The 14,619-nt window shown below is 71.7% G+C and carries 10 protein-coding genes; 7 read left to right on the top strand and 3 right to left on the bottom strand.

The window, feature by feature from the left end; all coding sequences use genetic code 11:
• Positions 1-14: 14 nt before the first annotated feature.
• A complete protein-coding gene (locus ACIQR3_RS07820) occupies positions 15-1,283 on the bottom strand; it encodes an extracellular solute-binding protein (RefSeq protein WP_403535678.1) in 1,269 nt (422 codons plus the stop codon).
• Positions 1,284-1,664: 381 nt separating this feature from the next.
• Between ACIQR3_RS07820 and ACIQR3_RS07815 the strand changes: the two genes are divergently transcribed.
• Both ACIQR3_RS07815 and ACIQR3_RS07810 read left to right on the top strand, forming a co-directional pair.
• Entirely contained in the window at positions 1,665-2,699 is a 1,035-nt protein-coding gene (locus tag ACIQR3_RS07815; protein WP_403535676.1) for a LacI family DNA-binding transcriptional regulator, read from the top strand.
• A gap of 109 nt (positions 2,700-2,808) precedes the next feature.
• A complete protein-coding gene (locus ACIQR3_RS07810; protein ID WP_403535673.1) occupies positions 2,809-3,708 on the top strand; it encodes a phosphatase PAP2 family protein in 900 nt (299 codons plus the stop codon).
• Positions 3,709-3,857: 149 nt separating this feature from the next.
• On the opposite strand, the gene ACIQR3_RS07805 is transcribed toward ACIQR3_RS07810, so the two are convergent.
• The gene (locus ACIQR3_RS07805; RefSeq protein ID WP_403535671.1) at positions 3,858-6,872 is read right to left on the bottom strand and encodes a bifunctional [glutamine synthetase] adenylyltransferase/[glutamine synthetase]-adenylyl-L-tyrosine phosphorylase; all 3,015 of its coding nucleotides are present in this window, start codon (positions 6,870-6,872) and stop codon (positions 3,858-3,860) included.
• A gap of 124 nt (positions 6,873-6,996) precedes the next feature.
• On the opposite strand from ACIQR3_RS07805, the gene ACIQR3_RS07800 reads away from it, so the two are divergent.
• Complete coding sequence (locus tag ACIQR3_RS07800; RefSeq protein ID WP_403535669.1) at positions 6,997-7,440, top strand: VOC family protein; 444 nt, start codon at positions 6,997-6,999, stop codon at positions 7,438-7,440.
• 61 nt (positions 7,441-7,501) lie between these two features.
• Here the strand turns inward: ACIQR3_RS07800 and ACIQR3_RS07795 are convergent, their stop codons facing one another.
• Positions 7,502-9,262 carry an NAD+ synthase gene (locus tag ACIQR3_RS07795; RefSeq protein ID WP_403535666.1) on the bottom strand — a complete coding sequence of 587 codons (1,761 nt, stop codon included), beginning with the start codon at positions 9,260-9,262 and terminating at the stop codon, positions 7,502-7,504.
• A gap of 318 nt (positions 9,263-9,580) precedes the next feature.
• Here ACIQR3_RS07795 and glnA point away from each other — a divergent pair, with 318 nt between their 5' ends.
• The 4 genes from glnA (at position 9,581) to ACIQR3_RS07775 (ending at position 14,422) form a co-directional block, all read left to right on the top strand.
• Positions 9,581-10,942 carry a type I glutamate--ammonia ligase gene (gene glnA, locus ACIQR3_RS07790; protein ID WP_403535663.1) on the top strand — a complete coding sequence of 454 codons (1,362 nt, stop codon included), beginning with the start codon at positions 9,581-9,583 and terminating at the stop codon, positions 10,940-10,942.
• Positions 10,943-10,956: 14 nt separating this feature from the next.
• Positions 10,957-11,418, top strand: coding sequence for a helix-turn-helix domain-containing protein (locus ACIQR3_RS07785; RefSeq protein ID WP_403535660.1), 462 nt, complete (start codon positions 10,957-10,959; stop codon positions 11,416-11,418).
• Positions 11,419-11,446: 28 nt separating this feature from the next.
• Positions 11,447-11,863, top strand: a complete 417-nt coding sequence (locus ACIQR3_RS07780; RefSeq protein ID WP_215168796.1) for a VOC family protein — start codon at positions 11,447-11,449, stop codon at positions 11,861-11,863.
• A gap of 165 nt (positions 11,864-12,028) precedes the next feature.
• Positions 12,029-14,422 carry an ATP-binding cassette domain-containing protein gene (locus ACIQR3_RS07775; RefSeq protein WP_403535656.1) on the top strand — a complete coding sequence of 798 codons (2,394 nt, stop codon included), beginning with the start codon at positions 12,029-12,031 and terminating at the stop codon, positions 14,420-14,422.
• The last annotated feature ends 197 nt before the right edge of the window (positions 14,423-14,619 follow it).

Below are 14,619 nucleotides of genomic sequence, written 5' to 3'. Positions count from 1 at the left end.
CCACCGGGGCCGGCTCACTTGCTGAAGTCGGGCACCAGCTTGGTGAACGCCGTCTCGATGTCGCCCAGCCCGTCGTCCAGGGACTTCTTGCCGCTGGCGATCAGGGGCAGTTCGTCGTCGAGCGGGGTCAGCAGGGAGCTGTACTCGGGCAGTGCCGGGCGCGGCCGGGCGCTGGACAGCACGGTCTGGTAGCCGGTGATGCCCGGGTCGGCCTTCACCTTCTCCGTATACGCGTCGTCCCGGGTGGGCAGCGTGGAGTTCTTCAGGGCGGTGGTCTCCTGCGCCTTGGCGGAGGTCATGAAGTTCACGAACTTCAGCGCCGCCTTCTGGTGCGCCTCGTCCGAACCGGCGTACACGGAGAGGTTGTGGCCGCCGGTGGGAGCCCCCGCCTCGCCCGTGGAGCCGGCCGGGACGGTCGCGATGCCCAGGTTCTCCTTGTCCTTGAAGGCGGAGCCCTTGTAGAAGTTGGTGATCTCCCAGGGGCCCTCGATGATCGCGGCGACCTCGCCGTTGACAAAGGCGTCCTGCTTGTGGGCGTAGGCGTCGGCGGTGACGTCGGCCTTGCCCAGGCCCTTGCCGTCGAACAGGCCCAGCCAGGTCTGGTACGCCTTCTTCGCCGCGGCGGAGGTGACGGTGATCTTCTTGCCCTCGGTGTCGACGAGGTCGGTGCCCTCGCCGAAGAGGAACGGCTGGCCGTAGTACCCGGCGGTGGAGCCCTGGTACCCGTCGACGCCGGTCTTCTCCTTGATGGTGGCGGCGGCCTTCTTCAGGTCGTCCCAGGTCTTGGGGACGTCGACGCCGGCCTTCTCGAACAGGGCCTTGTTGTAGACCAGCGCGAGCGTGTCGGTGACCAGCGGGACGCCGTACACCTTGCCCTCGTACGTGGCCTGCTCGATCAGGCTGCTCTGGAACTTGTCCTGTTCGGCGAGGGCCTCGGTGCCGTCCAGCGGCAGGAAGAAGCCCTTCTTGGCGAAGGCGGCGGTCCAGCCGACGTCCGTGCGCAGCACGTCCGGGGCGCCCGAGGCGCCGGCGGCGGTGTCGAACTTGTTCTGCGCCTGGTCGAAGGGGACGTTGACGAAGTTGACCTTGATGTCCTTGTTGGCGGCCTCGAACTCCTTGACCAGGGCCTTGTACGTCGGCGCCTCGTTGGTCGCGTTGGAGGTGTCCCAGTAGGTGATGGTCACCGGTCCGTCGGCCGAGTCGCCGCTGTCGCTCCCGCCGCAGGCCGTCGCCGCGAGGGCGAAGGACGCCACCAGCGCGGTGGCCGCTATGCCACGCCGCATGAGTTCTCCTTGAGGGTGAAAGCCCGTGAGTGCAGGAGGGGTCCCGTCCGCCGCTCCTGTCGACTTGCCGACTGCGTCGTTGCTGCCGCCGCCGGGCGACGTGAACGTAACAGCGATGAAAGCGTTTCGAAAGACCTTGCAGAAAAAAAGTGCAAGACGTCGCCGACGTTATCCGGGCGTGACCTGTCGGCGACCGCCGTGAGACGCTTGTTTGCGGGGGTCGACCGCTCCACGGCCGGTTGTGCAAGACTCTGCAAGTTCTTGCCGTCAATTTCTTGAGGGAGCGCGATGACGCAGCAGCCCGCGCGGGGGCGTCCGACAAGTCGCCCACGGCGGCCGATCGGTGGGCAAGCAGCGCACCGCCCGGTACAGTCCACCCCTGTGACCACACGGCTTGCCGACATCGCCGCCCAGGCGGGGGTGAGCGAAGCGACCGTCAGCCGCGTCCTCAACGGCAAGCCGGGCGTCGCCGCCACCACCCGCCAGTCCGTACTGGCCGCCCTGGACGTCCTGGGCTACGAGCGCCCCGTGCGCCTGCGCCAGCGCAGCGAGGGCCTGGTGGGTCTGATCACCCCGGAGCTGGAGAACCCCATCTTCCCGGCCCTCGCCCAGGTCATCGGCCAGGCGCTGACCCGGCAGGGGTACACCCCGGTCCTCGCCACCCAGACGCCCGGCGGCTCCACGGAGGACGAGCTGACGGAGATGCTGGTCGACCGCGGGGTGGCCGGCATCATCTACGTCTCCGGCCTGCACGCCGACACCAACGCCGACATGCAGCGCTACGAACGCCTGCGCGCGCAGGGCGTGCCGTTCGTCCTGGTCGACGGCTTCTCCCCGAAGGTCCAGGCCCCGTTCATCTCCCCCGACGACCGCGCGGCGATGAACCTGGCCGTCACGCACCTGGCCTCGCTGGGCCACACCCGCATCGGCCTGGCCCTGGGTCCCAAACGCTTCGTGCCGGTGCAGCGCAAGATAGAGGGGTTCGTGCGCGCCGTGCAGGACCTCCTGGACCTGCCCGCCGACCGGATCGAGACAGAACTGATCCAGCACTCCCTCTACACCCTGGAGGGCGGCCAGGCAGCCGCCTTGGCCCTGATCGAACGGGACTGCACGGCGGTGGTCTGCGCCAGCGACATGATGGCGCTCGGCGCGATACGCGCGGCACGGCAGCGCGGCCTGGACGTCCCCAAGGACGTCTCGGTGGTCGGCTTCGACGACTCCCCGCTGATCGCCTTCACCGACCCGCCCCTCACCACGGTCCGCAAGCCGGTCCCGGCGATGGGGCAGGCCGCCGTACGCACCCTGCTGGAGGAGATCGGCGGGACCCCCGCCCCGCACAGCGAGTTCGTGTTCATGCCGGAGCTGGTGGTCCGCGGCTCGACGGCCTCGGCCCCTCAGGGTCGCCGACGCGACTGAGTCCTCCTCAGGGGGGACCGGCCACCCTCCGGCCGTTGTAGAACATGCGTCCAGAACCCGACGGAGGGATGATCGGTAGGCGAAGGCTTATCTGGCAGACTCTGTGCCTATGGGTGACACGACCGTGACGACAACGGAAAGCCGGGATGAGGCTGTTCCGCAGCAGGTCACGGACGCGACGCGACAGTCCCTCCGGCACCGCCTGCGCGCCCCGCGCCGGCCCCGCCTGTGGTTCGAGATCCTCCTGATCGCGGTCAGTTACTGGCTGTACTCGCTTGTGCGCAACGCGGTGCCCGAACAACGCGGTCAGGCGCTGCGCAACGCCGACTGGATCTGGCGGCTGGAACACCAACTCGGCATCGCCGTCGAGCAGTCGGTCAACCATGCCGTGAACTCGGTGACTTGGCTGATCGTCGGCATGAACTACTACTACGCGACCCTGCACTTCGTGGTCACCCTCGGGGTGCTGGTGTGGCTCTTCCGCCGCCATCCCGGCCGCTACGCGGCGACCCGGCTGGTCCTGTTCGCGACGACGGGGGTCGCGCTGGCCGGCTACTACCTGTACCCGCTCGCCCCGCCCCGGCTGATGAACGGCGGCGGCTTCATAGACACCGTCATGGTCCACGAGACCTGGGGGTCGATGGCCTCCGGCGACCTGAAGAACATGTCCAACCAGTACGCCGCGATGCCGTCGATGCACATCGGGTGGTCGCTGTGGTGCGGGCTGACGATCTTCGCGCTGGCGTCCGTGCCGTGGGTGCGGGTGCTGGGGCTGCTGTACCCGGCGGCGACGCTGGTGGTCATCGTCGCGACGGCCAACCACTTCTGGCTGGACGCGGTGGGGGGTGCGGTGTGTCTGGGCTTCGGGTACGTGGTCGCCGCCGCGTGGTACGGGAAGGTGCCGTATGCGTTGCCTCGGGTGCCGGGGCCCTTCGGGGGTGGCGGGGGCGGTGCTGGAAGGCGCCCTTGGCCGAGCGCGGGGCGGGTGGGTCGCGCGGCCCGGCGCTGACGGGTGCCGCCGCGCCCACGCTCCCCCGCTCTCGGCTTCGCTGGAGCGGGGGTACCCCATCGTCCTGGGGGTACCTCCCAGGCCGTGCAGGCGCTGGGGAGGCACGATCGCCCGCGGCTTGACAGCCCGGGCGTCCGCAGCCCCCGGCGTCACCCCCCGTAGAACAGCGTCTCCACAACCCCCCGCGCCCGCCGTGCCGTGCGGCGGTACGCGTCCAGCATGTCTCCGACGTGGCCGTCCCCGTACCCGAGGTACCGCCCCACCGCCGCCAGCTCCCGGCTCTCGCTGGGGAAGGTGTCCCCGGCCCTGCCCCGCACCAGCATCACCGCGTTCCGGACCCGTGTCGCCAGTACCCACGCCTCGTCCAGGACGCGGGCGTCCGACTCCCCCACCAGTCCCGCCTCGCGCGCGGCGACCAGCGCCGCCCGGGTCCGCGTCGTCCGCAGCCCGGCCACCTCGTGCCCGTGCCGCAACTGCGCCAGCTGCACGGTCCACTCCACGTCCGACAGTCCGCCCGGCCCCAGCTTGACGTGCAGCTTCGGGTCCGCCCCGCGCGGCAGCCGCTCCGACTCCATCCGCGCCTTCAGCCGCCGGATCTCCCGTACCGCGTCGTCGTCCAGGCCCCGCGCCGGGTACCGCAGCGGATCGACCAGGTCCAGGAACCGCCGCCCCAGATCCGCGTCGCCCGCCACCACCTCCGCCCGCAGCAGCGCGTGCGACTCCCACACCAGCGACCAGCGCCGGTAGTACGCCGCGTACGAGCCGAGCGTCCGCACCATCGGCCCGGACTTCCCCTCCGGCCGCAGATCCGCGTCCACGACCAGCGGCGGGTCCGCGCTCGGCACCTGGAGCAGCCGCCGCAGCTCCGCCACGACCCGGTTCGCGGCGTCCGCCGCCTCCCGCTCCCCGACCCCGTCCCTCGGCTCGTGCACGAACAGCACGTCCGCGTCCGACCCGTAGCCCAGCTCGTGCCCCCCGAACCGGCCCATCCCGATGATCGCGAACCGGGTCGGCAGCTCATCGCCCCACCCTTCCCGCACCACCGCCCGCAGCGTCCCCGCCAGCGTCGCCGCCGTCAGGTCCGACACCGCCGCGCCCACCCGGTCCACCAGCGCCCCGGGATCGGCCACGACGGGCTGCGCCTCGGTCCCGTACGACGCCACGATGTCCGCCGCCGCCGTACGGAACAGCTCCCGCCGCCGTACCCCGCGCGCCGCCGTCACCCCCTGCACGGCGCCCTCCGCGCGCCCGACCGCCGCGAGGATCTCCGCCTCCAGCTGCTCCCGCCCGCGCGGAGCGAGCCCCCTGCCGTGCCCACCGCTCCCGCCGTCCCCGTCGCCGAGCAGCGCCACCGCCTCGGGCGCCCGCATCAACAGGTCGGGGGCGAGCCGCCCGGCGGACAGCACCCGCGCGAGGTTCTCCGCCGCCGCGCCCTCGTCCCGCAGCAGCCGCAGGTACCAGGGCGTGTTCCCGAGTGCGTCCGACACCTTGCGGAAGTTGAGCAGCCCGGTGTCCGGGTCCGCCGAGTCCGCGAACCACCCCAGCAGCACCGGCAGCAGCGTCCGCTGGATCGCCGCCTTGCGCGTCACGCCCGACGCCAGCGCCTCCAAGTGCCGGAGCGCGGCGCCCGGATCGGCGTACCCGAGCGCGACCAGCCGCTCCCGCGCCGCCTCGGCGCTCAGCCGCGCCTCCCCCGGCGCCAGCGCGGCCACCGCGTCGAGCAGCGGCCGGTAGAACAGCTTCTCGTGCAGCCGCCGCACCACCGCCGCGTGCCGCCGCCACTCCCGCAGCAGCGTGGCGACCGGGTCGGTGCGCAGCCCCAGCGACCGCCCGATGCGCCGCAGGTCGGCCTCGTCCTCGGGCACGAGGTGCGTCCGCCGCAGCCGGTACAGCTGGATCCGGTGCTCCAGCGACCGCAGGAAGCGGTACGCGTCGTCCAGCTGGGCCGCGTCCACCCGCCCCACGTACCCGCCGGCCGCCAGCGCCTTCAGCGCGTCCAGCGTCGTACCGCTGCGCAGTGACGCGTCGGCCCGCCCGTGCACCAGTTGCAGCAACTGCACCGCGAACTCGACGTCCCGCAGCCCGCCCGGCCCCAGTTTGATCTGCCGGTCGACCTCGGCGACGGGGATGTTCTCGACCACCCGGCGCCGCATCTGCTGCACGTCGGCGACGAAGTTCTCCCGCTCGGCGGCCTGCCACACCAGCGGCTGGAGCGCGGCGACGTACTCCTCCCCCAGCGCGAGGTCCCCGGCCACCGGGCGGGCCTTGAGCAGCGCCTGGAACTCCCAGGTCTTGGCCCAGCGCTGGTAGTAGGCGAGGTGGCTGCTGAGCGTGCGCACCAGCGGGCCGTTGCGGCCCTCGGGGCGCAGGTTGGCGTCGACGGGCCAGATGGAGCCCTCCACCGTGGTCTCCGAGCAGATCCGCATGAGGTGGGACGCGAGCCGCGTCGCGGCCCGTACCGCCGCCGTCTCGTCGGCCCCCTCCACCGGCTCGCCCACGAAGATGACGTCGACGTCGGACACGTAGTTCAGCTCGTGGCCCCCGCACTTGCCCATCGCGATCACCGCGAGCCGGCACAGTCCGGCGTCCTCGGGCGCGGCGGCCGCCGCGATCCGCAGCGCGGCGCGCAGGGTGGCGGTGGCGAGGTCGGCCAGTTCGGCGGCGGTCTCGGCGACGTCGATGGTGCCGCACACGTCACGCGCGGCCAGCGACAGCAGACAGCGCCGGTAGGCGACCCGCAGCGAGACCGGGTCGCCGGCCCCGCCCAGGCACTGCTCGAACTCCGCCACCCCCGGGTGCAGGTCACGCGGTTCGTACGTGACCAGCGCCCGCCAGTCCCCGGTGTGCCGGACGAGATGGTCGCCGAGCGCCTCGGAGGCGCCCAGCACACCGAGCAGCCGGTCGCGCAGCGGCTTGGACGAGGTGAGCGTCCCCAGCAGCTCCCGGCGCGCGGCGGGCTCGGGCTGCGCCTCCAGGAGCCGGACCAGGCCGTGCAGCGCGAGGTCGGGGTCGGCGGTGGCGCCGAGGGCGTCGAGGAGGACCGGGTCGTCGCGGACCGGCGTCAGCTCCACGCTGTCCAGCAGCCGCTCGGCGGCCGAGGCATCCGTGAAGCCGTGCCGCAGCAGTCGCGTGAAGGTACTGCTCCTGCGCCCCGGCGCCGTCATCCCCGGCCTCCTGTCGGATCAAGGTCGTCCTGGCCAGAGCCTAACCGGACACCTCGCCGACGGGGTGGCGGCCGACGCCGCCATCCGCTTGGGTGGACGGGAGCCGTCCGAAGGGAGCCGCACCATGGACATGACCCTCGAAGTGATCCCGCTGCCCGTCAGCGACATCGACCGCGCCCGGGACTTCTACCGGGACAAGGTCGGCTTCCACGTCGACATCGACACGGAGGTGATGCCGGGGATGCGGATCGTGCAGCTGACGCCGCCGGGCTCGGGCTGTTCGATCGCGCTGGGCGACAGCATCTGGGAGATGGCCGGGGGCGCGCGGCCCGCGCCGGGCTCGTACCAGGGCCTCCAGCTGTGCGTCGCCGACATCGAGGCGGCGCGCGCGGAGCTGTCCGGGCGGGGCCTGGAGGTCTCCGAGCCGGTGCGGTACGCCCCGGACGACGGGGCGACGTTCCTGTACTTCAAGGACCCGGACGGCAACGGGTGGTCGGTGCAGGAGTACCGGCGGCGGGCCGCGGAGCCGTTGCACGTGCTGCTGGGGAAGCTGGCGGCGCAGGGGTAGCGACGGGCGCGTCGGGCGCGTCGGGTGCGTCGGCGCATTGGGTGCGTTGGGTGCGTCGGCGTCAGGCCCCCTCCCGCCACCGGTTCGTGACCGGCAGCCGGCGGTCCTTGCCGAAGCCCTTCGGGGAGATCTTCGTGCCCGGCGGGTACTGGCGCCGCTTGTACTCGGCGGTGTCGACCATGCGCAGCGTCTTCGTCACCAGTTCCCGGTCGTACCCGGCGGCGACGATCTCGTCCGCGCCCCGGTCCCGGTCGACGTACAGCTCCAGGATCGCGTCGAGCACCGGGTAGTCCGGCAGGGAGTCCGTGTCGACCTGCCCCGGCCGCAGCTCGGCGCTGGGCGGCTTGGTGATCGAGTTCTCGGGGACCGGCGGGGTCTGCCCGCGCTCCCGCGCCGCCCGGTTGCGCCACTCGGCCAGCCGGAAGACGGACGTCTTGTACACGTCCTTGATCGGCCCGTAGGCGCCCACCGAGTCGCCGTACAGCGTCGAGTAGCCGACCGCCAGCTCCGACTTGTTGCCGGGGGCCAGCACGAGGTGGCCCTCCTGGTTGGAGATCGCCATCAGCAGGGTGCCGCGCAGCCGGGACTGGAGGTTCTCCTCGGCCAGCCCGGTCAGCCCCAGCGCCCCCATGTACGCGTCGAACATCGGCTCGATGGGCACGGTCCGGTAGTTCAGGCCGGTGCGCCGCGCCAGCTCCGCCGCGTCGTCCTTGGAGTGGTCGGAGGAGTACTTCGACGGCATGGAGACGCCGTGAACGTTCTCCGCGCCCACCGCGTCGCACGCCACGGCGGCCACCAGCGCCGAGTCGATGCCGCCGGAGAGGCCGACCAGCACCGACCGGAACCCGTTCTTCTCGACGTACGCCCGCAGCCCGGTGACGAGTGCCGAGTAGACCTCTTCGTCGTCGTCGAGCCGGTCCGCGTGCCCGCCCGTCGCCGTCGCCTCGTACGGCGCCACCGGCTCCTCGGAGACCACGGCCCGCTCGATCCGCAGCCCGTCGTCGACGACCCCGCCCGGCGCCTCGGCCAGGGGCACCGCGCCCGGCAGGTCGAGGTCCAGCACGACGCACCCCTCGGTGAACTGCGGGGCCCGCGCGAGGACCTCCCCGTCCGCCCCGACCACGATCGAGTCGCCGTCGAAGACCAGCTCGTCCTGGCCGCCCGTCATCGCGAGGTAGGCGGTGGTGCAGCCGGCCTCCTGGGCCCGCTTGCGGACCAGTTCGAGGCGGGTGTCGTCCTTGTCGCGCTCGTAGGGCGAGGCATTGATGGAGAGCAGCAGTCCGGCCCCGGCCGACCGGGCGGCCGGCACCCGTCCGCCGTCCTGCCAGAGGTCCTCGCAGATGGCCAGGGCGACGTCGACGCCGCGTACCCGCAGCACCGGCATGGTGTCGCCGGGGACGAAGTAGCGGAACTCGTCGAAGACGCCGTAGTTCGGCAGGTGGTGCTTGGCGTAGGTCAGCACGACCTCGCCCCGGTGCAGGACCGCGCCCGCGTTCTGCGGGGCCCCGGCGGGCTGGCCGTACTTCGGCTGCGCGGTCGGGCAGCGGTCGAGGTAGCCGACGATCACCGGCAGCTCGCCGAGCCCCTCGGCGGCGAGCCGGGCGGCCAGCGCGCGCAGGGCCTGCCGGGAGGCCCGTACGAAGGAGGAGCGCAGCGCGAGGTCCTCGACGGGGTAGCCGGTCAGCGCCATCTCCGGGAACGCCACGAGGTGGGCGCCCTGCTCGGCGGAGTGCCGGGTCCAGCGGAGGATCGACTCGGCGTTCGACGCGAGGTCACCGACGGTGGAGTCGATCTGGTTGAGAGCGAGTCGTAGTTGAGGCACCCGGTCAGTGTAATCGTCATACCGACGCTATGGGGTGTCCCGGGCTCCCGGGAACGGCCGGGCGCTCCCAGGAATGGCCCGATCGAACACGCGGCCTCTACCCTGCGGGGAGAGCATGGAATCCACCGGAGCGACGCAGGAACCGTACGTGCGGTGTTCAGGCCCGGGCCGTCCGCCCGATCAAGGTCGGCAACGCGTACGAAACGGTGCTGTGGTGGGATGCTCAGGTGCCCGACCGCCTCCTGCGGTACCGGACGAAGGCGCCGGATACGGTGCCGGAGACAGGCGGCCTGACCAGCAAGGATGGGGAAGCGCAAGATGGACAAGCAGCAGGAGTTCGTGATCCGGACGCTCGAAGAGCGTGACATCCGGTTCGTGCGCCTGTGGTTCACGGACGTACTGGGCTTCCTGAAGTCCGTCGCCGTGGCCCCCGCCGAGCTGGAGCAGGCCTTCGACGAGGGCATCGGCTTCGACGGCTCGGCGATCGAGGGCTTCGCCCGGGTCTACGAGTCCGACATGATCGCCAAGCCGGACCCGTCGACCTTCCAGGTCCTGCCGTGGCGCGCGGAGGCCCCCGGCACCGCCCGGATGTTCTGCGACATCCTGATGCCGGACGGCTCGCCGTCCTTCGCCGACCCGCGCTACGTCCTCAAGCGCGCCCTGAACCGGGCCTCCGACTCGGGCTTCACCTTCTACACCCACCCGGAGATCGAGTTCTTCCTGCTGAAGAACAAGCCGGTCGACGGCTCGGTGCCGACCCCGGCCGACAACTCCGGCTACTTCGACCACACCCCGCAGAACATCGGCATGGACTTCCGCCGCCAGGCGATCACCATGCTGGAGTCGATGGGCATCTCGGTGGAGTTCTCCCACCACGAGGGCGCCCCCGGCCAGCAGGAGATCGACCTCCGCTACGCCGACGCGCTCTCGACGGCCGACAACATCATGACGTTCCGCCTGGTGATGAAGCAGGTGGCGCTGGAGCAGGGCGTGCAGGCGACGTTCATGCCCAAGCCGTTCTCCGAGCACCCGGGCAGCGGCATGCACACCCACCTCTCGCTCTTCGAGGGCGACCGCAACGCGTTCTACGAGTCCGGCGCGGAGTACCAGCTCTCCAAGGTCGGCCGCTCCTTCATCGCGGGCCTGCTGCGGCACGCCGCCGAGATCTCCGCGGTCACCAACCAGTGGGTCAACAGCTACAAGCGCATCTGGGGCGGCACCGAGCGCACGGCGGGCGCCGGCGGCGAGGCCCCGTCCTACATCTGCTGGGGCCACAACAACCGCTCCGCGCTGGTCCGCGTCCCGATGTACAAGCCCGGCAAGACCGGCTCGGCCCGCGTCGAGGTCCGCTCCATCGACTCCGGCGCCAACCCGTACCTGACCTACGCCGTCCTGCTCGCCGCCGGCCTCAAGGGCATCGAGCAGGGCTACGAACTCCCGCCGGGCGCCGAGGACGACGTCTGGGCCCTCTCCGACGCGGAGCGCCGCGCCCTCGGCATCGAGCCGCTCCCGCAGAACCTGGGCGAGGCCCTGACCCTGATGGAACGCAGCGACCTGGTCGCCGAGACCCTCGGCGAGCACGTCTTCGACTTCTTCCTGCGCAACAAGCGCCAGGAGTGGGAGGAGTACCGCTCGGAGGTCACGGCGTTCGAGCTGCGGAAGAACCTGCCGGTGCTGTAGGCCATCCTTGGGTCATGGAGCTGGAGGACCTGAAGCGCCTGCGCCGTGCCCGGGACGTCATGGACCGCGACTACGCGGAGCCGCTGGACGTCCCGGCGCTGGCGCGGGTCGCCATGATGTCGGCCGGGCACTTCTCGCGGAGTTTCCGGGCGGCGTACGGGGAGACGCCGTACAGCTATCTGATGACCCGGCGGGTGGAGCGGGCGAAGGCGCTGCTGCGGCGCGGTGACCTGAGCGTGACGGACGTGTGCTTCGCGGTGGGGTGTACGTCGCTGGGGTCGTTCAGTACGCGCTTCACCGAGCTGGTCGGGGAGTCGCCGAGCGCGTACAAGGCCCGGGACCACGAGACGGGGGCGCCGATCCCGGCGTGCGTGGCGAAAGTCCGTACGCGACCGGTCAGGAATCCGGTCGGGAATCCGGTCGGAGATCCGGTCAGGAATCCGGTCGGGAATCCGGTCAGGAATCGAGAAGCGTGAGGCGCCGCCGGCTCGTAGCGTCGGGGGCATGGACATCAGACTCGCTCAGTGCTTCATCGCCGTCGACGACCACGACAAGGCGCTCGCCTTCTACCGGGACGTCCTCGGCTTCCAGGTCCGCAACGACGTCGCCTTCGAGGGGATGCGCTGGGTGACCGTCGCCCCGCCCGGCCAGCCCGACGTCGAGATCGTGCTGGAGCCGCCGCTCGCCGACCCGATGGCCCCCGAGGCCGACCGCAAGGCGATGGCGGAGCTGCTGGCCAAGGGCATGCTGCGGGGCGTCATCTTCTCCACCGACGACGTGGACGCGACGTTCGAACGCGTCCGGGCGGCCGGCGGCGAGGTGCTCCAGGAGCCGATCGACCAGCCGTACGGCGTCCGTGACTGCGCCTTCCGCGACCCGGCCGGCAACATGCTCCGCTTCAACCAGCCGCGCAAGGGATAGCGCCGGCGGTCGGAAAACCACGTGTGCGGCCGGTGCCCCTGCGGTAGGGTCCCGCCCTTTGGGGAGGGGCCGGGAGGGGGCCGGCCGGCGCGACGCGCCGAGGCACGTGGCCGCACAGGATCCGCACCCGCACCGGCCCGCACGACAACAGGGGAGACCAGCCGCATGACCACGAGCACGGACCCGTACCCGTACCCGTCCGAGGCGCACGTCGCCGACAGCCACGATCTGATCCGCGTGCACGGGGCGCGCGAGAACAACCTCAAGGACGTCAGCATCGAGATACCGAAGCGCCGGCTGACGGTGTTCACCGGGGTCTCGGGGTCGGGCAAGAGCTCGCTGGTGTTCGACACGGTCGCCGCCGAGTCGCAGCGGCTGATCAACGAGACGTACAGCGCCTTCGTGCAGGGGTTCATGCCGACGCTGGCCCGGCCGGAGGTCGACGTCCTCGACGGTCTGACGACGGCGATCATCGTCGACCAGTCCCGGCTGGGCGCCGACCCGCGCTCCACCGTCGGCACGGTCACCGACGCCAACGCCATGCTGCGCATCCTCTTCAGCCGCCTCGCCGAACCGCACGTCGGCCCGCCCGGCGCGTACTCCTTCAACGTCGCCTCGGTGTCGGCGAGCGGCGGGTTCACGGTCGACCGGGGCAGTGAGAAGACGAAGACCGAGAAGGTCTCCTTCCACCGCACCGGCGGCATGTGCACGCGCTGCGAGGGCCGCGGCACGGTCTCCGACATCGACCTCACCCAGCTCTACGACGACTCCAAGTCGCTGAACGAGGGCGCGCTGACGATCCCCGGCTACACGATGGACGGCTGGTACGGCCGTATCTACCGGGGCTGCGGCTTCTTCTCGCCGGACAAGCCGATCCGCGAGTTCACCAAGAAGGAACTGCACGCCCTCCTCCACCAGGAGCCGACCAAGATCAAGGTCGAGGGCATCAACCTCACCTACGAGGGGCTGATCCCGAAGATCCAGAAGTCGATGCTGTCGAAGGACGTCGACTCGCTCCAGCCGCACATCCGCGCGTTCGTCCTGCGGGCGACGACGACCGGGACGTGCCCCGACTGCGACGGCACCCGGCTCACGCCGGCGGTCCGGGCCTCGAAGATCGACGGCGTCTCGATCGCGGACGCCTGCGCGATGGAGATCCGCGACCTCGCCGAGTGGGCGCGCGGGCTGACGGACCCCTCGGTGGCGCCGCTGCTCACCGCGCTCCAGCACTCCCTGGACTCGTTCACGGAGATCGGCCTCGGCTACCTCTCCCTGGACCGCCCCTCGGGCACCCTGTCCGGCGGCGAGGCGCAGCGCGTGAAGATGATCCGCCACCTGGGCTCGTCCCTCACGGACGTCACGTACGTCTTCGACGAACCGACCGTCGGCCTGCACCCGCACGACATCCAGCGGATGAACGGCCTGCTGCTGCGGCTGCGCGACAAGGGCAACACGGTGCTGGTGGTCGAGCACAAGCCGGAGACGATCGCGATCGCCGACCACGTCGTCGACCTCGGGCCGGGCGCCGGTACGGCCGGCGGCACGGTCTGCTTCGAGGGCACCGTCGAGGGGCTGCGGGCGAGCGGCACGCTCACCGGCCGCCACCTCGACGACCGGGCGGCCGTGAAGGAGTCGGTGCGCGAGGCCGCCGGCGCGCTGGAGATCCGCGGCGCGCGCACCCACAACCTGCGGGACGTCGACGTCGACATCCCGCTCGGCGTGCTGTGCGTGGTGACGGGTGTCGCGGGCTCCGGCAAGAGCTCTCTCGTGCACGGCTCGGTCCGCTCGGAGGACGGCGTGGTCCGGGTCGACCAGAGCCCGATCCGCGGTTCGCGGCGCAGCAATCCGGCGACGTACACGGGCCTGCTCGACCCGATCCGCAAGGCCTTCGCCAAGGCCAACGGGGTCAAGCCGGCGCTGTTCAGCGCCAACTCCGAGGGCGCCTGCCCCACCTGCAACGGCGCCGGCGTCGTCTACACCGACCTCGGCATGATGGCCGGTGTCTCCACGACCTGCGAGGAGTGCGAGGGCCGGCGGTACGACGCGTCCGTCCTCGTGCACCGGCTCGGCGGCCGGGACATCGCCGAGGTGCTGGCCATGCCGGTGACCGAGGCGCTGGCCTTCTTCGGCGAGGGCGAGGCCCGCACACCGGCCGCCCACAAGATCCTGACCCGCCTCTTGGACGTGGGCCTCGGCTACCTCACCCTCGGCCAGCCGCTCACCACCCTGTCCGGCGGCGAACGGCAGCGGCTGAAGCTGGCGGTGCACATGGCCGAGAAGGGCGGGATCTACGTCCTCGACGAGCCGACGACCGGCCTCCACCTGGCCGATGTCGAGCAGCTCCTCGCCCTCCTCGACCGGCTGGTCGACTCCGGCAAGTCGGTCATCGTCGTCGAGCACCACCAGGCGGTCATGGCCCACGCGGACTGGATCATCGACCTGGGCCCCGGCGCGGGCCACGACGGCGGGCGGATCGTCTTCCAGGGGACGCCGGCGGAGCTGGTCGCGGCCCGGTCCACCGTGACGGGCGAGCACTTGGCGGCGTACGTGGGGGTGTGACCCCGCCGTGCGGCGGGGAGGGCGGTGGCAGCGCGGTGGCCCCTTCGGGACGTCCGCGGGGTGCTCGCGGGATGGGTTCGCGGCGATCGGTTCGACGCAGCGCGACGAGTCGTTACGTTCGGCGCACGAAATCCGCGCGACGCCGTGCCGAGCCGAGGGCCGACGCGGCGCCGTGCGGCCGACGCGACGCCGTGCCG

It is taken from the genome of Streptomyces sp. NPDC090994 (assembly GCF_044768905.1).
GTDB lineage: Bacteria > Actinomycetota > Actinomycetes > Streptomycetales > Streptomycetaceae > Streptomyces.
This window is presented reverse-complemented; position numbering and strand designations above follow the sequence as displayed.

Coding starts and splice junctions, on each gene's coding strand:
- ACIQR3_RS07780 (WP_215168796.1), top strand. CDS start 11,447: ATGGACATCAGACTCGCTCAGTGCTTCATCGCCGTCGACGACCACGAC.
- ACIQR3_RS07800 (WP_403535669.1), top strand. CDS start 6,997: ATGGACATGACCCTCGAAGTGATCCCGCTGCCCGTCAGCGACATCGAC.
- ACIQR3_RS07820 (WP_403535678.1), bottom strand. CDS start 1,283: ATGCGGCGTGGCATAGCGGCCACCGCGCTGGTGGCGTCCTTCGCCCTC.
- ACIQR3_RS07810 (WP_403535673.1), top strand. CDS start 2,809: ATGGGTGACACGACCGTGACGACAACGGAAAGCCGGGATGAGGCTGTT.
- ACIQR3_RS07775 (WP_403535656.1), top strand. CDS start 12,029: ATGACCACGAGCACGGACCCGTACCCGTACCCGTCCGAGGCGCACGTC.
- glnA (WP_403535663.1), top strand. CDS start 9,581: ATGGACAAGCAGCAGGAGTTCGTGATCCGGACGCTCGAAGAGCGTGAC.
- ACIQR3_RS07805 (WP_403535671.1), bottom strand. CDS start 6,872: ATGACGGCGCCGGGGCGCAGGAGCAGTACCTTCACGCGACTGCTGCGG.
- ACIQR3_RS07785 (WP_403535660.1), top strand. CDS start 10,957: ATGGAGCTGGAGGACCTGAAGCGCCTGCGCCGTGCCCGGGACGTCATG.